Source organism: Nonomuraea sp. KM90 (assembly GCF_052246675.1).
In the GTDB taxonomy this organism is placed as follows: Bacteria; Actinomycetota; Actinomycetes; order Streptosporangiales; family Streptosporangiaceae; genus Nonomuraea.
In genome coordinates, this window is sequence record NZ_JBQQCB010000071.1 from 23,804 (window position 1) to 43,101 (window position 19,298).

Here is a 19,298-nt window from a genome sequence, read left to right on the forward strand (position 1 = left end):
GACCTTCCCCCGAATGGTCGGGGAACTACCCGCTGATCACCCTTGTATGCCCATCAGAGCCGCGGGTCGACGGGCTCCGATTCCAGCGCGAGCACGGCGAACACCGGCTCGTGCACCCGCCAGCCCGCCTCGCCCTCCGCCAGCCGCGACAGCGCCTCCAGACCGAGGACGTACTCGCGCAACGCCATCGAGCGCTTCTTGCCGAGGAAGCGCCGGCGCAGCACGTCGAGCGACTCGGTGTAGTCGGGGCCGTAGATGATGCGCAGGTATTCGCGCCCGCGCACCTTGACCCCCGGCTGCACCCGGCCCGGCGCGTACGCGGCCGGCTTGACCACCATGCCCTCGCCGCCGGCCGCCGTCATCGACTCCCACCAGGCCGTCGCCTCGGCCCTGGACCCGGGAGAGTCCAGCGTGACGAAGACGTGCCGGGTGCGGGTGATCAGCGGCGAGTCCAGCAGCCCCAGCGTGGACAGGTGCCAGGCGTGCGGCTCCAGCGCCGTGGCCCGCCCCTCGCAGGCCAGGATCTGGAACGGCGCGACCCGGATCCCCTCCAGGCCGTCGACCGGCCAGCAGTAGCGTGCGTAAGCGTCGCGGAACAGGGCAGCGTTGTCGAGGCGGCGTCGGGTGCGGTCCAGCAGATCGCCCACACCCAGCCCGCGCCCGGCCGCCGCCTCAAGTGCCGAGACCGCCTCGGGCAGCGCGGCGCGGGCGGCCGCCCCGACGGAGGCGTACTGCGACCTGATGAGCTCGCCGGCCTTCGCCGACCAGGGCAGCAGCTCGCAGTCGAGCACCACCCAGTCGGAGCCGAGCTCGGCCCAGAGCGGCTCGCACGCCGCGCGCAGCCGGTCGACCAGCGGCGCGGTGTCGGCGAAGAACGGCCGCCCGGTACGCGTGTAGATCGCGCCCGCGCTCCCGTCGTCCACCCCGAACCTGGCCGCGGCCACCTCGGGCGTCCTGGCCAGCACGGCCACGGCCCGCGAGCCCATGTGCTTCTCCTCGCACACGACCTCGCGCACCCCGGCGGCGGCGAACTCCTCGAACGCCTCGTGCGGGTGCTCCAGGTAGCCGTCGAGCTTGGAGGTCTCCGGCGGGGCCATGGTCGGCGGCAGGTAGACCAGCCAGCGCGGGTCCACCGCGAACCGGCTCATGACCTCCAGCGCGGCGGCGGCGTTCTGCTCCATGACCTTGACCCGGGAGCCGAACCTGGTCTCGACGTGCCGGGTGCCGATCACGTCGCCGATGTCGAGCATGCCGGGGTCGCGGCCCGTGGCGGACAGCGGCTTGGCCGGCTCGTACCAGACCTTCTCGGCCGGGACCTGGACGATCTGCCGCTCCGGGTAGCGCAGCGCGGTCAGGTGACCGCCGAACACGGCGCCGGTGTCGAGGCAGATCGTGTTGTTGACCCACTCCGGCCGGGTGGTCGGGGTGTGGCCGTAGACGACCATGGCGCGGCCGCGGTATTCGTCGGCCCAGGGGTAGCGGACCGGCAGGCCGTACTCGTCGGTCTCGCCGGTGGTGTCGCCGTACAGGGCGAACGCGCGTACGCGGCCGGAGGCGCGGCCGTGGTAGGCCTCCTTCAGGCCCGCGTGCGCGACGACCAGCCGGCCGCCGTCCAGCCGGTAGTGGCTGAGCAGTCCGTCCATGAACACCCTGGCCCGCTCCACGAACTCGGGCGGCTGCGCGGCGAGCTGGTCGAGCGACTCCTGCAGGCCGTGCGTGGCCTTGACCTGGCGGCCGTTGAGCGCGCGCACCAGCTTCTGCTCGTGGTTGCCGGCCACGCAGATCGCGGTGCCCGCCTCGACCATGTCCATGACCAGGCGCAGCACGCCCGGCGTGTCCGGGCCGCGGTCCACCAGGTCGCCGACGAACACCGCGGTGCGGCCCTCGGGGTGGCGCAGGCCCTGCCAGCCGAGCTCGCGCAGCAGCGTCTCCAGCTCGGAGCGGCAGCCGTGCACGTCGCCGATGATGTCGAACGGGCCGGTCAGCTCGGTCTTGTCGGACCACGCCTTCTCGTACGTGATGACGGCCTGGTCGACCTCCTCCAGGCCGCGCAGCACGTGCACCCGCCGGAAGCCGTCGTTGGAGATCTTGCCGAGCGAGCGGCGCAGGTCCTTGCGCTGCCGGATCACCACGCCGGGACCGAAGGCGCGGTCGGGGCGGGTGGCGTTGCGCTCGATGGCCACCTCCTCCGGCACGTCGAGGACGATCGCGTCGGCCAGCACGTTGTGCTTCCTGGCCAGGTCGATGAGGCTCTTGCGGGCGGCGTACTGGACGTTGGTGGCGTCGACCACGGTGAGCAGGCCCCTGGCCAGGCGCACGCCGACGATGTGGTGCAGCAGGTCGAAGGCCGCCGGGGTGGCCGCCTGGTCGTTCTCGTCGTCGGAGACCAGGCCGCGGCAGAAGTCGGAGGAGATGACCTGGGTGGGCTTGAAGTGCCTGCTCGCGAACGTCGACTTGCCGCTGCCGGACACGCCGACGAGCACCACGAGGGAGAGCTCAGGAACGCTGATCACGGGTGAACACTCCCATCTGGGTGGGCGGGCCGACTTCGGGGTCGTCGTCGCCGACCGGCTCGACGGCGACCTGGTAGCCGAACTGGCCGGCCACCCGCCGCGCCCAGGCGGCGAACTCGGCGCGGGTCCACTCGAAGCGGTGGTCGGGGTGGCGCAGGCCGGTCAGGAACTCGTAGCGGACGTTGTGCTCGATGTTGGGGGTGGTGACGAGCACGTGCCGGGGCCGGGCGCGGTCGAACACGACGCGTTCGAGCGCGGCCAGGCGGGGCGGGTCGACGTGCTCGATCACCTCCATGAGGACGGCGGCGTCGTAGCCGGCCAGGCGCTTGTCGGCGTACGTCAGCGCGCCCTGGAACAGGGTGAGCCGGGCGCGCTTGGCGTCGGGCATGCGCTCCAGGCGCAGCTTGCGGGCGGCGATGGTGAGCGCCATCGAGGAGACGTCCATGCCGCCGACCCTGGTGAAGCGGGGCCTGGTCAGCAGCGCGCCGACCAGCTCGCCCTGGCCGCAGCCGAGGTCGATCACGCTGGCCGCGCCGAGCTGCTCCAGCTTGGCCAGCACGGCCTCGCGCCGCCGGACGTTGAGCGCCTTCGGCTTGGGCGCCTCACCCTGCCCGGGAATCCCCGGCCCAGGAACCTCCTGCGCCTGGCCCTCCTGCGCCTGGCCCTCCTGCGCCTGGCCCTCCTGGGCTTCGGCCTCCGCGGCGGCGGCCTCGTCGGCGGCGGTCACGTCCGCGGGGGCCTCCTCCTCGACCGCGGGCTCCAGCCGCTCCTCGGTCTCGTCGCCCAGCTCGGCCAGCCGGGCCAGCGCGGTGCGTGCCAGGGCCCAGCGCCGCCCCAGGTAGCGCCGGGTGATCAGGCCGCGCTCGGGATGGCCGTGCAGCCAGCCCTCACCGGCCCTGATCAGCTTGTCCACCTCGTCGGGCGCGATCCAGTAGTGCTTGCCGTCGTCGAGCACGGGCAGCAGGACGTACAGGTGGTTGAGCGCGTCCTGCAGGCGGGTGGTCCCGCGCAGGGTGAGCCCGACATAGCGGGAATCACCCCAGTCGGGGAAACCCTCGTCCAGCGGCACCGGCCGCGCGTCCACCTCCCAGCCGAGCGGCTCGAACAACCGCCGCGCCAGCTCGGGACCGCCCCGGCAGGGCAGCGCGGGCAGGCGCAGCTCCAGCGGCAGCGGCGTGCCGGGCAGCTCGGGACGGGCCTTGCAGCGGCCCGCCCGCGCGGTGCGGAACACGTCGGCCAGCGCCACGGCCAGCAGCGAGGAGGCCGCGTAGGGCCGGTCGTTGACGTACTGGGAGAGGCTGAAGTCGGGCGAGTTCTTGCCGCGCGACCTGACCAGCGCGATCGGGTCCACCTGAAGCATGAGCGCCGCCGTGCAGCGCGCGTCGCCCGCCTCGGGGTAGAACACCGTGGCCGTCCCGAACGACTGGCTGAACTCCTGCACCCGCTCTGGATGCTTGTGCAGGAGAAAGCCCAGGTCTGTGGCGGGCCAGGCGGTGGTGGAGATCGTCAGCAGCACCCCCCAAGTCTGCCGTAACCCCGCAAAGCGCCGCTATTCGATTACTACACGTGCGGCAGCACCTCGGCGGCGATCAGCTCCAGGTGCTCCAGATCGCTCAGGTCCATGATCTGCAGGTAGACCCGATCGGCGCCCAACTCGGCGAGCTTGCCGAGCTTGTCCAGCACCTCGGCCGGCGTGCCGGCCAGGCCGTGCTCGCGCAGGGTGACGGGGTTCTCGCCGATGGCGGCCGCGCGCCGCTCGACCTCCGCCCGGTCCGCCCCGACCACGACGGTCTGCGCCGCCGACAGCAGCAGCGTACGGCCGGTCGCCTCGCACGCCTGCCGCACCCGCACGAACGCCGCACCGGTGTCGGCCGGCGTGTGGAACGGCACGTTGTACTCGTCCGCGTACGTCGCCGCCAGCCTTGGCGTGCGCTTGGTCCCGAGGCCACCGATGATCAGCGGCGGCCGCGGCCGCTGGGCCGGCTTGGGCAGCGCGGGGGAGTCGGCCAGCCGGTAGTAGCGGCCCTCGAAGGAATAGCCCTTCTCCGCCGTCCACAGGCCGGTGATGATCTCCAACTGCTCCTCGAACCGCCCGAACCGCTCACCCAGCGGCGGGAACGGGATGCCGTACGAGGAATGCTCGCCGTCGTGCCAGCCGGTGCCAAAGCCCAGCTCCACCCGGCCACCGCTCATCCGGTCCACCGTAGCCACGCTGATCGCCAGCGGCCCCGGCAGCCGGAACGTGGCCGGCGTCACCAGCGTGCCCAGCCGGATCGTGGAGGTGTCCCTCGCCAGGCCGGCCAGCGTGATCCACGCGTCGGTCGAGCCGGGGCCCGGGTCGCCCGGATCGAGGCGCTGGTAGTGGTCAGACCGGAAGAAAGCATCGAAACCCAGCCGTTCGGTGGCCTGAGCGACGGCGAGCAGGTCGTCATAGGTCGCGCCCTGCTGGGGCTCGGTGAAGATCCGCAGCTTCATGAGCACATTATCCGCACACAACGGACGCGAACCGGAAAAGGCCCGCGCCACGCCGTACGGGCTTGCTAGCGTTCACCCGCCAGGCCGTTTGTAGCCGATCGACCACCTGGGGTGGCCTATGCCTCGGCACAGGAGGGAGCCCGGTACGCTCCCGCGTCCGCTCGCCGTTCTCGGCGCGCTCGCCCTCACCGCCGGCACCGCGGCGGCGATCCACCTGCTCCCCGCGGGAGCGGCTCCGCCGCCCGCGCGCCCGCCGGTCGCGCGGGCTCCCGCAACGCCTGCGCCCGCGACGGCGGAGCAGCCGGCCGCCGCGTTCGTGGCGTTCGTCGACACCGCCCGCGAGCCCGCCTTCGACCTGCCCGCCGACTCCCGCCGCACCGGAGTGCGCCGCTACGCCCTCGGCCACCTCGTCGCGGGCGGCGACGGCTGCGCCCCCAAGTGGAGCGGCCTCGCCGACCCCGGCCGGAACCCGGTGGCCGGCCGGATCGGCCGGCTCAGGGCGATGGGCGGCGACGCCGCCCCGGTCTTCGGCGGACCCGACGGCCAGGAGCTGGCCGCCACCTGCACCAGGCCGGGCGGGCTGGCCGCCGCCTACCGCCGGGTGGTCGGGGCGTTCGACGCCGGCAGCATCGACTTCGAGGTCCGCGACAGCGCCGACCGGGCCGCGGTGCTGCGCCGCGCGCGGGCCATCCACGCCATGCAGCGCGAGCAGCCGCTGCGGGTCAGCTTCACGCTGCCGCTGCGCCGGTACGGGCTGGCCGCGGGCGACGTCGAGATGCTGCGCGCCACTCGCGAGGCGGGCGCGGAGATCGGCACCGTCAACCTGCTGGCGCCCATCGAGCCCCGCGACACCGAGGGCGGGCGCCTGGGCCGGGTGGCGACGGCCGTGGAGGCCGCCGGGGAGCAGATCGCGCTGGCCCAGGACCTGGCGGACCCCGCCGAGGCGTGGCGGCGCATCGCGCTGACCCCGGTGCTGGCCGGCGAGGGCGACCTGACCGAGCTCGACGCCCGCAAGCTGGCCGCGTACGCCGCCCGTCACGGGCTGGCGTGGTTGTCACTGCGAGGAGTCACGCCAAAGCCGGACGTGTCACGAATTCTTTGGCGAAGTCCACCCGGAAGATAGGATCTCGCTGACCGGGGAGGTTGTCAGTCAGCAGGGGAGGGCGTGATGGCGACGCGTCCGGAGACCGCGAGGAAGATCCTGCTGTACTGGATGGACGGCTCCGTCGCGCTCATGGCCCTGATGTACGTGGTGCTCATGCTCGCGGCGGTGGTGGAGGGCCGGCTCTCCATCCCGCAGATGGTGCTCGTCCTCGTCCTGCTGGCCGGCTTCCTCGGGCTCTTCCCTCTCATCCTGAGGGCGGCCTTCGAACACCGCCCCAAGCCGTCGCCGAGACTGCTGATCGCGGGGCTGCTCTCCGTGGCGCTGATGCTGCAGTTCGGCGACGAGACTGCCGTATGGGTGGACACGTCGATGTTGTGGCTGGCGCTGGCCGCGCTCCACCTGAGGCCGTGGACGACGGTATGGCTGTCCGCGACGGTGGTCTCCGCGATCACCGTCTACGTCGTCCTCATCACCGGGCGGTCATGGCCGGGCGTCCTGGCCGCCGAGGCGTTCAACGCCGTCATGATGATCCTGGCCATGCTGTTGTGGCGCTGGCTCTGGTGGGTGATCAGGGACGCCCACAAGAGCCGCGAGGCCAGGGCCCGGCTGGCCGTGGCGGAAGAGCGGCTGCGCTTCGCCCGCGACCTGCACGACCTGCTCGGGCGCAGCCTGTCGGTCATCACGCTGAAGAGCGAGCTGGCCGCCAAGCTCGCGACCAAGGACGTGGACCGCGCGGCCGAAGAGATGGCCATGGTGCGCAGACTGGCCGGGGAGTCGTTGTTCGAGGTGCAGCAGGCGGTGCACGGCTACCAGGAGCTCGACCTGGACGCGGAGCTCGTGGGGCTGCGCGCCGCGCTCGAGGCGGCGGGCGCGGACTGCGCGATCGAGGCCAGCGTCGACGACCTGCCGCCACCCGCCAGGGCGTTGCTGGCCTGGGCGGTGCGCGAGGGGGGTACGAACGTCCTCAAGCACAGCACGGCCACGCGGTGCGCGATCAGGATCGACGGAGGCGTGCTCGAGATCCGGAACGACGGCGTGACGGCGCATTCGGCGGCGCCCGGCACCGGCCTGCGCGGCCTGTCCGAACGGCTGGTCACGGCGGGCGGCTCGGTCACCGCCGGGCCCACCCCGGACGGGGAGTTCCTCCTGCGCGCGGCGGTCCCGGCGTGAAGGCGTTCGACCGGATGCGGAACGCGTCCAAGCTGACCAAGGTCCGCTGGCTGATCGTCTACTGCACGGACATCATCCTGGTGTTCCCCCTCCTCGGATATCTCGGCTTCTACCTGAGCTGGCAGGCGGGCCTCCCGGTGCTCAAGGTGCTGGCCGGGTGCGCCCTGCTGCTGGCCTTCAACGTGCTCAGCACGCGACCGTTCCGGATCGCCGTCAGAGGTGGCCCGCGGCCCACCGCCATCCTGGCGGTCACCGGGGCGATCGTCCTGGTGCTGCTGACCGTGTTCTCGCAGGTCTGGGCGATCCCCACCTGGATGGCGCTGCTGGCGCCCTTCGTCCGCCTGCGCGCGGCCGTCGTCCTGTCCGCCGCCTCGATCGTGCTGGCCAACCTGTACATGTGGTGGGACGGCGGGTGGGACATCACCCTGCTGGCGGCGGTCCAGCTGCTGTTCACCGTCTTCTCCGTGGGCGCGGTGCGGGCCAACCTGGCGATCTGGCGCCTGACCCTGGAGGCGCACGAGGGCGAGGAGGCGCAGGCCAGGCTGGCGGTCTCCGAGGAGCGGCTGCGCTTCGCCCGAGATCTCAACGACCTGCTCGGGCGGAGCCTCAGCGACGTGGCGGTCAGGACGGAGCACGCCGAGCACACCCTGCCCGCCGACCGGGAGGCGGCCGCGGCCGAGATGTTCGAGGTGCGCGACCTGGCCCGGCGGTCGCTGCGCGAGGTGCGCACCGTCGTGCAGAACTACCGGGCCGTGGACCTGGACGAGGTCCTGGCCAGCGTGCGGGCGGTACTGGAGGCGGCCGACGTGCGCTGCACCGTGCGCGCGGAGACCGGCTCGCTGACGCCCGAGACGCGCACGCTGCTGGCCACCGTCGTACGCGAGGGCGCGACGAACGTGCTCAAGCACAGCAGGGCCGAACGCTGCACGATCACGATCGAGGATGGGGTGCTGGAGATGTCCAACGACGGGGTGAGCGGGCCGGTGGGCGAGCACGCCCCCAACGGGCTGGCCGGGCTGGCGCAGCGGGTGCGCGCGGCGGGCGGGACCCTGGAGGCGGAGCCGACCCACGAGGGCCGCTACCTGCTGCGGGCGGCGGTGCCGGCATGACCACGCGCGTGCTGCTGGCCGACGACGAGCACCTGATCCGCGGCGCCATCGCGGCCCTGCTCGACCTGGAGGACGGCATCGAGGTCGTCGCCCAGGTGGGGCGCGGCGACGAGGTCATGGCCGCCGTCGCCGAGCACCGGCCCGACGTGGCCGTGCTCGACATCGAGATGCCGGGCATGGACGGCCTGAGCGCGGCCGAGCAGATCAGCTCCCAGTGCAAGATCGTCATCCTGACGAGCCTGGGCCGCCCCGGCTACCTGCGCCGGGCCATGGCGGCGGGCGTGAGCGGCTTCCTCGGCAAGGACGCCTCGGCGGAGGAGCTGGCGATGGCCATCCGCAAGGTCCAGGGCGGCGGCCGCTACCTGGACGCCGAGCTGGCGGCGGCCGCGATGGCCGCCGGCGACAGCCCGCTGACCGAGCGCGAGCGCGACGCGCTGCGTCTGGCCGGCGACGGTGCCACGATCTCCAGGATCGCCGCCGAGCTGCACCTGACCGAGGGCACGGTACGCAACTACCTGTCGAGCGCCATGACCAAGCTCAACGCCCAGAACCGCCTGGAGGCCATTCGCACGGCCCAGCGCATGGGCTGGCTCTGACTCTCGAAGAGGCCCGGGAAAGACACGTAGAACGGCACACAAGCGCTGTCCGCTCCGGCACTGAGCACCGGGCGGTTCCCGCGCTGTACTCGTCCTCGGCCGCCGATCCCGGCGGCCTGTCATCCGACAGAGGGGAACTCATGAGTACGACACGGGGGACCGAGAGGCGCTCCAGGGCCACTGTCCTGCGCAGGCACGGGGTGCGCGCGCTGACGGCAGGGGCGGCGCTGGCGGCCTCGCTGATCGCCGTCGCCGGGCCCGCCCACGCCACCACCAACGTGAGCGTGTCGGGCGCGGTGCTGCAGATCACCTCGGGAGGCGTGTCCGACGACCTCCTGGTCTCGCAGGTGGGCGGCCGGCTGGTCGTCCGGAACAACGGCGACCTGGTCATCCCGGCCGCGCCGTGCGTGGCGGTGGCCAAGAACGAGGCGGTCTGCCCGGCCGCGGGCATCACCACCATCTCGGCGAACACGGCGGCCGGCGACGACACGCTGCGCAACCGGACCACGCTGCGGTCGAGGGTCGTCCTCGGGCCGGGCGCGGACATGTTCATCGGCGGGCTGGACACGGACATGGCCTCCGGCGACGACGGCGACGACCGGCTCGCCGGGCTGGCCGGGAACGACGTCCTGCTCGGCGGCGCCGGCACGGACAGCGCCAACGGCGGTGACGGCGTCGACAAGTGCGACGCCGAGATCCTGACCGACTGCGAGTAGATCGACCGCCCGGGTGCTCCCCGGCGGGCCACCCGTGCCCGCCGGGGAGCACCGCGGGTTTCAGCAGCTGACATGGGCGGAGGACGGCTGACCGCCGGTACGGGCTCGCATCGTTGAACCGGTTAGCCCAGGAGGCATGAGAGCGTTTGCGGGCCACGTCTCGAAAGCGTCACGGCTCTTGACGGGGTGGACACGCGGAATTTACGTTCGCGGTACTTATCCGGTTCAGCAGATTGACGTAGTGAACGGTCACCGGGCGGGAGCCTGTCTTTGTGTCAGGTCTGGGAGCGCTCCCAGGAGGTGTCGGCCGGAGCCGGTCCATCGGGGTGTCTGACATACGTGCGTACCTTCGCGCCGCGGGGCGCGGAGGAAGGAGAGAAGCGATGCGTAACCGGGCTCGGATCCTGATCCCGCTCGTGGCGGCGGGCCTGCTCGCCTCGGCCTGCACCGGCGGCGGGTCCACGCCGACCCCGCCGGCCTCACAGCCGCAGAGCCAGGGCGCGGTGGCCAGCGCCAACCCCGACCAGCTGCCGCGCAACGAGACGATCTACACCACCGGCACCCAGTGGGGCCCGCCGGCCAACTACAACCCGATCAGGGAATGGGACTCGGCCGTCGGCACCAAGGGTCTGGTGTACGAGACGCTCTTCCACTACGACACCACCGCGGCCAAGCTCAAGCCGTGGCTGGCCGAGAGCGGCGCGTGGGCCGACGACACCACCTTCGAGCTCAAGCTCCGCCCGGGGATCAAGTGGTCGGACGGCCAGCCCTTCACCGCCAAGGACGTCGTCTTCTCCTTCGAGCTCGGCAAGATGGAGACCATCCCGTACCACCACCTGTGGGAGTGGCTGAAGTCGGTCGAGGCCGTCGACGACCAGACCGTGAAGTTCACCTTCTCCAAGGCCAACTACCAGCAGTGGGACTTCAACCTGTACAGCCGCTCGATCGTCCCCGAGCACGTCTGGAAGGGCCGCTCCGAGAAGGAGGTGCTCGACGGGATCAACGAGAACCCGGTGGGCACGGGCGCGTACAAGTTCATGAGCAAGGACCAGGACCGCGTGGTCCTGCAGCGCCGTGACGACTGGTGGGGCAAGACGGCCCTGAACATGGAGCCCAAGCCGCGCTACATCGTCGACATCGCCACCCCGAGCAACGAGGTCGCGATGGGCCTGCTGCTGCAGAAGGGGCTGGACCTCAGCAACAACTTCCTGCCCGGCGTCGCCAACCTGGTCAAGGGCAACTTCGGCCTGACGACCTACTACAACGAGCCTCCGTACATGCTGTCGGCCAACACCGCCTGGCTGGTGCCCAACACCACGAAGAAGCCGATGGACGACCCGGCCTTCCGCAAGGCGCTGGCCGCCTCCGTCGACGTCAAGAAGATCGTCGAAGGCGTGTACGGCAACCTCGTCAAGGCCGCCAGTCCGACCGGCCTGCTGCCGCAGTGGGACAAGTTCGTGGACCAGAGCGTGGTCTCGGCCTCGGGCTTCACGTTCGACGCGGCCAAGGCCAAGAAGCTGCTGGCCGACGCCGGGTACAAGGACGGCGACGGCGACGGGTACGTGGAGAACAAGGACGGCTCGAAGATCAGCCTCTCCCTCATCGTGCCCTCGGGCTGGACCGACTGGATGGAGTCGGCCAGGTCGATCGCCGCCAGCGCCAAGACCGCGGGCATCCAGATCACGCCCGACTTCCCCGACTTCAACGCGCTGGTCGAGAGGCGCGCCAAGGGTGACTTCGACCTGCTCATCAACAACGAGCGGCAGTTGTCGAACTCCCCCTACACCTACTACGAGTACATGTTCCAGCTGCCCGTCCAGAAGCAGCAGAACACCGTCAACTTCGCCCGCTACGAGAACGACAAGGCCTGGGACCTCGTCCAGCAGCTCGACCAGGTCAAGACCGACGACACCGCCGGCATGCAGAAGGTCATCTCCCAGCTCCAGCAGATCCATCTGGACGACATGCCGATCATCCCGCTCTGGTACAACGGCCTGTGGGCGCAGTCGAGCACGCAGGTGTGGAAGAACTGGCCGGCCGCGGCCGGCAGCGCGCCCAAGACCGGCGCCGTGATGTGGCGCAACTGGCTCGAACTGGGCGGCTTCGAGACGCTCACCCAGTTGCAGCCCTCGGGCTCGTAACGATCCGGCCGGACGAACCCCTGTCCCTCCGCCCCCGGAACGCCGCGGGGGCGGAGGGTCCTTCCCGGAGAGAATCACGTGCGTCGATATTTCGGCAGAAAACTGCTTATCTACGGATTGACCTTCTTCGTCGCCGTCACGGTCAACTGGATGATCCCGCGCTTCATGCCGGGCGACCCGGTGGCCAGCATGATCGCGCGGGCCAACGTCACCAACGCCCAGGCCGTCGAGGCCATGCGGGCCTACTACAACAACCTGTTCGGCCTCGACCAGCCGCTGTGGCAGCAGTACGTCAACTTCTGGGGCGCGCTGTTCCGGGGGGACTTCGGGATCAGCATCTGGCTGTTCCCGACCCCGGTGAGCGACGTGATCACGCGGGCGGTGCCGTACACGCTGGCGCTGATCGTCCCGTCGGTGCTGCTGAGCTGGGTGGTGGGCAACCAGTTCGGCGCGTACGCCGCGCGCCGCAAGCTGCTCGACAACACCGTGCTCCCGGTGGGCTACGTGCTGACGGCGATGCCGTACATGTGGCTGGCCGTGCTCCTGGCCTGGGGGTTCGGCGTGATCCTCGGATGGTTCCCGGTGGCCGGCGGCTACAGCTTCTCGATGCGGCCCAACTGGTCGTGGACGTTCCTGCTCGACCTGCTGCACCACTGGACGCTGCCGTTCCTGTCGCTCTTCCTGGTGGCGCTGGGCGGCTGGGCCATCGGCATGCGGAACATGATCATCTATGAGCTGGAGTCCGACTACTCCAACTACCTGGCCGCGCTCGGCGCGCCCAGCAGGCTCATCCGCAGGTACGCCTTCCGCAACGCCGTCCTGCCCCAGATCACCGGCCTGGCCCTGCAACTGGGCGTCCTGGTGGCCGGGGCGCTGGTCACCGAGATCGTCTTCGCCTATCCGGGCCTGGGCAGCCTGATCCTCAAGGCCATCCAGAACAAGGACTTCTTCCTCCTCCAGGGCACGTTCCTGTTCATCGTGCTCGGCGTGCTGATCGCCAACTTCATCATCGACATCGTCTACGTCGTGGTCGATCCGCGGACCAGGGCGGGAATGGCGGGTGCGCAGACATGACCGAGCTTGTCGAGGTCATCAATAGACACAGCACCTTGGTCATGAGGCCGACGAAGGAGGCCTCATGACCGCACTTCAGGAAGTCGAGCCGCGCGAGCGGGCCGGGGTGCGCCGTGAGGCGCTCTACTTCGCGGTGCGCAACGGCAAGCTGGTGACCGGGTTCGGCATCGTGCTCGTGCTGCTGGTGCTCGGCCTGGTCGGGCCGCTGCTGACCGGCGGCACCCCCAACGAGTACGGCCCCCGCCCCATGAGCCCGCCCTCGGCCGAGAACTGGTTCGGCACCACCACGTTCGGCCAGGACGTCTTCCTCCAGTTCGTGCACGGCCTGCGCAGCACGTTCGTGGTGGGGGTGATCGGCGGCGGCATCGCGGCCGTCATCGGCATGGTCGTCGGCTTCGTGGCCGGCTACCGGGGCGGCGTGGTGGACGAGATCCTCAACATGCTGACCAACGTCATCCTGGTCATCCCCACCCTGGCCGTGCTGCTGATCATCAACGCATACCTGGGCATCCGCAGCGTGGCGGTGCAGGGCCTGTTCATCGGGCTGACGCAGTGGCCGTGGGCGGCGCGGGCGATCCGGGCGCAGACGTTCTCGCTGCGCACGCGCGAGTTCGTGGACCTGGCCAGGATGAGCGGCGCCGGCACCGGCAAGATCATCGCCCGCGAGGTCGCGCCGAACATGAGCTCCTACCTGTTCATGACGTTCATCCTGCTGTTCGGCGGCTCGGTGCTCATCGCCTCCTCGCTGGACTTCATCGGCCTCGGTCCCACCGACGGGGTCTCGCTCGGCCTGATGTTGCAGAACGCCAGCCAGTGGAGCGCCCTCCAGCTCGGCATGTGGTGGTGGTTCGTGCCGCCGGGGGCGGCCATCACCGCCATCGTGGGCGCCCTGTACGTGGCCAACGTCGGGCTCGACGAGGTCTTCAACCCGAAACTGAGGGAGACATGAGTCTGCAGGTCAGCGAGCTGCGGGTGCACTACAGGACGCTCAAGGGCGACGTGCGCGCGCTCGACGGCATGTCCTTCGAGATGCGCGACGGCGAGATCCTCGGCCTGGTCGGCGAGTCGGGCTGCGGCAAGAGCACCCTGGGCAAGTCCCTGATCCGCATGGACAGCCGCATGCGCCGCGTGGGCGGCACGGTCGTGCTCGACGGCCACGAGCTGCCCATCGACGACGACCGCAGGATGAACGACTTCCGCTTCCGCGAGGTCTCCCTCATCCCCCAGTACGCCATGAGCGCGCTCAACCCCACTCGCAAGATCCGCAGGATGGTCACCGAGCTCCTCGGATCGAGGGGCGCGACCCTCGACGCCGCCGAGCTCGGACGCCGGATGGACCAGGTCGGCCTGCCCCGCGAGGTGCTCGACCGCTACCCGATCGAGCTGTCGGGCGGCATGAAGCAGCGCATGGTGATGGTCATCTCCACCCTGCTGGACCCGTCCCTGCTGATCGCCGACGAGGTCACCTCCGCGCTCGACGTCTCCACCCAGAAGGCCGTCGCCCGCGCCCTGCTCGGCTTCCGCGACAGCGGCTACGTCAAGAGCATGATCTTCGTCACGCACGACCTCGCCCTCACCCACCACATCGCCGACACGATCATGGTCATGTACGCCGGCCGGCTGGCCGAGAAGGCCCCCGCGGACGTGATCGTCAAGGCGCCGCGGCACCCGTACACCCGGCTGCTGCTCGACTCCCTGCCCGCGGTCGGCGTCCGCTACGCCGACCGCAGGCTCGAAGGCATCGCCGGCAGCCCGCCGTCGCTGCTGAACCCGCCCACCGGCTGCCGCTTCCGCGACCGCTGCCCGATCGCGGGCGAGGAGTGCGCCGAGGACCCGCCCGTGGCCGAGCTCGCCCCCGGCCACCACGTAGCCTGCTGGAAGGCCTGATGCTGAGACTCGACGACGTCACCAAGGAATTCAGGGTCGGCGCCTTCGGCGGCAAGAGCGTCGCGGCCGTGCGGGGGGTGAGCTTCGAGGTCGTCCCCGGCGAGGTCGTCTCCCTGATCGGCGAGAGCGGCAGCGGCAAGAGCACGATCGGCCGGATGATCCTCGGCCTGAACCCGGTCACCAGCGGCTCGATCACCTTCGACGGCCTGCCGGTACGGGCGGGCAAGGCGTACTACCGGCACGTCCAGGGCATTTTCCAGGACCCGTTCAGCTCCTTCAACCCGGTGTTCAAGGCCGACCGGGTGTTCGCCATGATCAAGGAGGCGTACTATCCGGCCGTGCCCGAGGCCCAATGGGCCGACCGGGTCGCCACCTCCCTGCGCGACGTGCGGCTCAGCCCCGACCAGGTGCTCGGCAAGTACCCCCACCAGCTCAGCGGCGGGCAGCTCCAGCGGCTGCTCATCGCCCGCGCGCTGCTGCTGGACCTCAAGCTGCTGGTGGCCGACGAGATCACCAGCATGCTCGACGCCTCCACCCGCATCGACGTGCTCAACCTGCTGGCCGAGCTGAAGGCCAGGGGGCTGAGCGTCCTCTACATCACGCACGACCTGTCCCTGGGCAACTACCTCGCCGAGCGCACGGTGGTGCTGCGCAAGGGGAGCGTGGTGGAGATGGGGCTGACCGATCGGGTCTTCGGGGACCCGCTGCACCCGTACACGCGCGAGCTGCTGTCGGCCGTGCCGCGCCTGCACGAGGCGTGGGACGATGCCCTGCCGGTGGAGACCTGCCTGTACCACGAGCGAGGGGCGTCCGGCGGCCTGGTGGAGGCCGACCCCGGCCATTTCGTGGCCTGCGCCCGGCTCGCGACCTGCTGAGGAGATCTTCTTGACGTACCACCCGTTGCACGCCGGCTGGAGCCTGTCCTCCGACGGGTCCTCCCACGAGCTCGACGGCGTCCCGGCGACGGTGCCCGGCTGCGTGCACACCGACCTGCTCGCCGCCGGGCTCATCGACGACCCCTACCTGGACGGCAACGAGCACCGCCTGTCCTGGATCGGCCGTACGGACTGGACCTACCGCACCACCTTCACCTGGTCGCCCGACGAGCACGAGCGCACCGACCTGGTCTGCGAGGGGCTGGACACGGTCGCCACCCTCACCCTCAACGGAACCCGGCTCGGCGACACCGCCAACCAGCACCGCTCCTACCGCTTCCCCGTCCGTCACCTGCTGCGCGAGGGCGACAACGAGCTCGTGGTGCGCTTCGGCTCGGCCTACGCCTACGCCGAGGAGCGGCGGGCGGCGCTGGGGGAGCGGCCCGGCGCCTACGACGAGCCCTACCCCTTCATCCGCAAGATGGCCTGCAACTTCGGCTGGGACTGGGGCCCGAACGTGGTGACGGCCGGCATCTGGCGGCCGATCGGGCTGGAGAGCTGGAGCCGCGCCCGCCTGGCGGAGGTGCGCCCGATCGCGCGCGCCGACGGCACGGTGGAGGTGAGCGTCCGCGTGGAGCGGACGACGGAGGAGCCGCTCGACCTGACCGCCGAGGTCGCGGGCGTCACCGCGGAACAGCGCGTCGAGGGCCGGGCCGCCGTGCTCGCGCTCCAGGTGCCCGGCGCCGGCCTGTGGTGGCCGCGTGGCTACGGCGACCAGCCGCTCTACGACCTGACCGTGCGGCTCGGCGCGCAGGAGTGGCGCGGCCGGATCGGGTTCAGGGACGTCGAGCTGGACCGGGAGGCGTTCAAGCTCAAGGTCAACGGCGTGCCGGTGTTCGTCAGGGGCGTCAACTGGATCCCCGACGACTGCTTCCCCTCGCGGATCACCCGGGACCGGCTGGCCGAGCGGTTCGGGCAGGCCACCGCCGCCGGGGTGAACCTGCTGCGGGTCTGGGGCGGCGGCCGGTACGAGAGCGAGGACTTCTACGACCTGGCCGACGAGCTCGGCCTGCTGGTGTGGCAGGACTTCCCGTTCGCCTGCGCCGCCTACCCGGAGGAGGAGCCGTTCCGCTCCGAGGTCGAGGCCGAGGCCAGGCAGAACGTCGCCAGGCTGGCCCCGCACCCGAGCCTGGTCCTGTGGTGCGGCAACAACGAGAACCTGGAGGGCCACGCCGACTGGGGCTGGCAGGACCGGCTCGGAGGGCGCAGCTGGGGCGCGGGCTTCTACCACGATCTACTCCCGTCGATCGTGGCCGAGCTGGACCCCACGCGTCCCTACTGGCCGGGCAGCCCCTACTCCGGCGAGCCCCTCCTGCCCCCGAACGACCCCGCCAGTGGCACGATCCACATCTGGGACGTCTGGAACCGCGAGGACTACCGCCACTACGCCGCCTACCGGCCGAGGTTCGTGGCCGAGTTCGGCTTCCAGGGGCCGCCCGCGTACGCCACGCTGCGCCGGGGCTCCTCCGACGAGCCGCTCACGCCGGACTCCTCCCACCAGAAGGCGGTGGACGGGCAGGCCAAGCTGCTGCGCGGCCTGGGCGACCACCTGCCGCAGCCGGGGACGTTCGACGACTGGCACTACCTGACCCAGCTCAACCAGGCCCGCGCGATGGCGTTCGGGATCGAGCGGTTCCGCTCGCTGATGCCGTACTGCATGGGCACGATCGTCTGGCAGCTCAACGACTGCTGGCCGGTCACCTCGTGGTCGGCGATCGACGGCGACGGGCGGCGCAAACCGCTGTGGTACGCGCTGCGCCGCGTCTACGCCGACCGGCTGCTCACCGTGCAGGACGGCGCGGCGGTGCTGGTCAACGATGCCGCCGAGCCCTGGTCGGGCGAGCTGCACCTGGTGCGGCAGAGCCTCGACGGCCGGCCGCTGGCCAAGGAGGTCGTCGCGGTGCACGCCGCGCCCAGGTCGGTGCTCAGGGTGGCGCTGCCGCCGTCCGTGGCCGGGCCCGACGATCCGGCGCGCGAGCTGCTCGTGGCCCGGCTGGGCGGCGAGCGCGTGGTCGGCGGCTACGCCGAGGACACCGCCGTGGCCTACCCCGAGGCCGCCTACGACGCGCACGCGGAGCGGATCCCCGGGGGCTACCGGGTGACGGTCACCGCCGCCACCGTGCTGCGCGAGCTGGCGCTCTTCCCCGACCGGCTCGACCCCGCCGCGAGCGTGGACGAGCAGCTCGTCACGCTGCTGCCGGGCGAGAGCGTGGTCTTCGAGGTGACGACCGGGCGCGAGCTGGACACCCGGGCCCTGACCGCCTTCCCCGTGCTGCGCTGCGTGAACGAGGTGGTCAGATCCTGAACTCCTCGGTGCGGTGCGCGTAGGCGGGCAGCGCGGCCCGCATCTCGTCGGTGATCACCGGCGGGGGCAGCGGGACGATCTCCCGCTCGTGGAAGTCGTGCACGGGCTCGCCCTCGTCGAACAGCTCGCGGACCGCGCCCAGGCACGGGCCGACGACGCCGGGGTCGGTGATCCGCTTGCCGCCCCGGCCCCCGCCGTACCGGTCGTACAGGACCTCGTACATCAGGGAGGGCGAGAAGATCACCAGCTCCGGCACGGGCTCGAAGGCCGCCACGCGCGCGGCGGGCACCACCCGGCAGGGTGAGCCCGCCGCCGCGCGCAGCGCCAGGATGTGCATCTCCCACTGCAGGTACGCGGTGATCGGGAACTCGACCACCCGTACCCGCCTGACCGGGTGGCGGCGGCGGAAGTAGTCGGCCAGGGGCGCCGACATGCGCCGGGTCAGGGCCAGCGAGCCCGCCCAGTCGCCGTCCATCATGGCCCGCCAGCTGGCCACGTCGGGCTCGTAGAAGCTCTGCGCCCGCTCCAGCTTCCACATCGGCTCCGCGCAGCCGGCGTGGTCGCGCTCGAAACCGGCCTGGTACTCCGGCACGTCCAGGACGACGCCGTCAGCGCCCGCGACGGCGGCGAACGGGTTCGTGAGACGGACCGGAGTGCCCTGCTCGGTCATGCGCCGTTCCCCTTCGCTCTGAAGACCCGCCCAGATCATCAATTGAGCCCTTGACCGGGTCAAGGCCCAAAACGATCTGGCCGAGCCGTCAGCCGCGGTAGTGGAAGCGCCGGTGCACCAGGCTGAAGATCATGGCCCCCACCCACACCACGAACAGCACCTTGAAGATGCCGAAGCCGAAGATCAGGGCGAGGATCATGAACACGAACAGCACCGGCAGGAACGGGTGCGGCCCCCGGTGCCGGTGCCCCATCTGCCCCCGCCGGCCCGCCCAGGCCGCGCGGTGCATCTCCCGCTGGGAGTGCCGCATGGCCTGGATCTGGTGCCGCTGGGCGTGCATCGCCGCCCGCCAGTCGCCCACCTCGTAAGGGGAGGCGGGCTCGCGGTAGGCGGGTTGCTGCCCGGGCAGGTCGACGGTGACCTGAGCGAGGTCGCCGGCCGTCTTGGCGGCCAGCGTCCGGTCGAGTCGCTCGTCGAGCTCCTCGTGGGTCAGGCGGCCCTGCGCGAAGTGCTCGCGCAGGTCGGCCATCGTCTGCTCCCGCTCGGCGTCGCCGATGCGGAGGTCGTTACGGTCCATGCCGGTCCTCGCTCTCCCCGAACTC

Annotated in this window: 16 protein-coding genes; 11 read left to right on the forward strand and 5 right to left on the reverse strand. The window is 71.2% G+C overall.

Features of this window, described 5'->3' with window-relative positions:
• Positions 1-53 precede the first annotated feature (53 nt).
• The 3 genes from ACTWPW_RS42100 to ACTWPW_RS42110 are packed head-to-tail and all read right to left on the reverse strand — an operon-like array spanning position 54 to position 4,988.
• Entirely contained in the window at positions 54-2,513 is a 2,460-nt protein-coding gene (locus ACTWPW_RS42100) for a polynucleotide kinase-phosphatase (protein WP_443171974.1), read from the reverse strand.
• Entirely contained in the window at positions 2,497-4,029 is a 1,533-nt protein-coding gene (locus tag ACTWPW_RS42105) for a 3' terminal RNA ribose 2'-O-methyltransferase Hen1 (protein ID WP_443171975.1), read from the reverse strand. The genes ACTWPW_RS42100 and ACTWPW_RS42105 overlap by 17 nt, the downstream gene beginning before the upstream one ends.
• A gap of 44 nt (positions 4,030-4,073) precedes the next feature.
• Complete coding sequence (locus tag ACTWPW_RS42110; protein WP_364114860.1) at positions 4,074-4,988, reverse strand: LLM class F420-dependent oxidoreductase; 915 nt, start codon at positions 4,986-4,988, stop codon at positions 4,074-4,076.
• A gap of 118 nt (positions 4,989-5,106) precedes the next feature.
• Between ACTWPW_RS42110 and ACTWPW_RS42115 the strand changes: the two genes are divergently transcribed.
• The 11 genes from ACTWPW_RS42115 to ACTWPW_RS42165 all read left to right on the forward strand — a co-directional run bounded on the left by ACTWPW_RS42115 (position 5,107) and on the right by ACTWPW_RS42165 (position 18,026).
• Positions 5,107-6,111, forward strand: a complete 1,005-nt coding sequence (locus ACTWPW_RS42115; RefSeq protein ID WP_375115627.1) for a hypothetical protein — start codon at positions 5,107-5,109, stop codon at positions 6,109-6,111.
• A 45-nt stretch (positions 6,112-6,156) separates the two neighbouring features.
• The gene (locus ACTWPW_RS42120) at positions 6,157-7,263 is read left to right on the forward strand and encodes a sensor histidine kinase (RefSeq protein WP_443171976.1); all 1,107 of its coding nucleotides are present in this window, start codon (positions 6,157-6,159) and stop codon (positions 7,261-7,263) included.
• The gene (locus ACTWPW_RS42125; protein WP_375115625.1) at positions 7,260-8,372 is read left to right on the forward strand and encodes a sensor histidine kinase; all 1,113 of its coding nucleotides are present in this window, start codon (positions 7,260-7,262) and stop codon (positions 8,370-8,372) included. The genes ACTWPW_RS42120 and ACTWPW_RS42125 overlap by 4 nt, the downstream gene beginning before the upstream one ends.
• Complete coding sequence (locus tag ACTWPW_RS42130) at positions 8,369-8,968, forward strand: response regulator transcription factor (RefSeq protein WP_364114868.1); 600 nt, start codon at positions 8,369-8,371, stop codon at positions 8,966-8,968. Before ACTWPW_RS42125 ends, ACTWPW_RS42130 begins: the two co-directional genes overlap by 4 nt.
• Positions 8,969-9,108: 140 nt before the next feature.
• On the forward strand, positions 9,109-9,684 hold the full coding sequence (locus ACTWPW_RS42135) for a calcium-binding protein (RefSeq protein ID WP_443171977.1): 576 nt from the start codon (positions 9,109-9,111) through the stop codon (positions 9,682-9,684).
• 383 nt (positions 9,685-10,067) lie between these two features.
• The gene (locus tag ACTWPW_RS42140) at positions 10,068-11,825 is read left to right on the forward strand and encodes an ABC transporter substrate-binding protein (protein WP_375115623.1); all 1,758 of its coding nucleotides are present in this window, start codon (positions 10,068-10,070) and stop codon (positions 11,823-11,825) included.
• A 78-nt stretch (positions 11,826-11,903) separates the two neighbouring features.
• On the forward strand, positions 11,904-12,899 hold the full coding sequence (locus ACTWPW_RS42145) for an ABC transporter permease (protein ID WP_375115622.1): 996 nt from the start codon (positions 11,904-11,906) through the stop codon (positions 12,897-12,899).
• A 64-nt stretch (positions 12,900-12,963) separates the two neighbouring features.
• A complete protein-coding gene (locus tag ACTWPW_RS42150) occupies positions 12,964-13,848 on the forward strand; it encodes an ABC transporter permease (protein ID WP_375115621.1) in 885 nt (294 codons plus the stop codon).
• Positions 13,845-14,786, forward strand: coding sequence for an ABC transporter ATP-binding protein (locus ACTWPW_RS42155; protein ID WP_443171978.1), 942 nt, complete (start codon positions 13,845-13,847; stop codon positions 14,784-14,786). The genes ACTWPW_RS42150 and ACTWPW_RS42155 overlap by 4 nt, the downstream gene beginning before the upstream one ends.
• Positions 14,786-15,661, forward strand: a complete 876-nt coding sequence (locus ACTWPW_RS42160) for an ATP-binding cassette domain-containing protein (RefSeq protein ID WP_443171979.1) — start codon at positions 14,786-14,788, stop codon at positions 15,659-15,661. Before ACTWPW_RS42155 ends, ACTWPW_RS42160 begins: the two co-directional genes overlap by 1 nt.
• Before the next feature lie 10 nt (positions 15,662-15,671).
• Entirely contained in the window at positions 15,672-18,026 is a 2,355-nt protein-coding gene (locus ACTWPW_RS42165; protein ID WP_443171980.1) for a glycoside hydrolase family 2 protein, read from the forward strand.
• Here the strand turns inward: ACTWPW_RS42165 and ACTWPW_RS42170 are convergent.
• Together ACTWPW_RS42170 and ACTWPW_RS42175 are read right to left on the reverse strand one after the other, a co-directional pair.
• The gene (locus ACTWPW_RS42170) at positions 18,016-18,696 is read right to left on the reverse strand and encodes a DUF6879 family protein (protein WP_375115617.1); all 681 of its coding nucleotides are present in this window, start codon (positions 18,694-18,696) and stop codon (positions 18,016-18,018) included. The two genes, ACTWPW_RS42165 and ACTWPW_RS42170, sit on opposite strands and share 11 nt — an antisense overlap.
• A gap of 88 nt (positions 18,697-18,784) precedes the next feature.
• Entirely contained in the window at positions 18,785-19,273 is a 489-nt protein-coding gene (locus tag ACTWPW_RS42175; protein ID WP_375115616.1) for a DUF1707 SHOCT-like domain-containing protein, read from the reverse strand.
• Positions 19,274-19,298 lie beyond the last annotated feature (25 nt).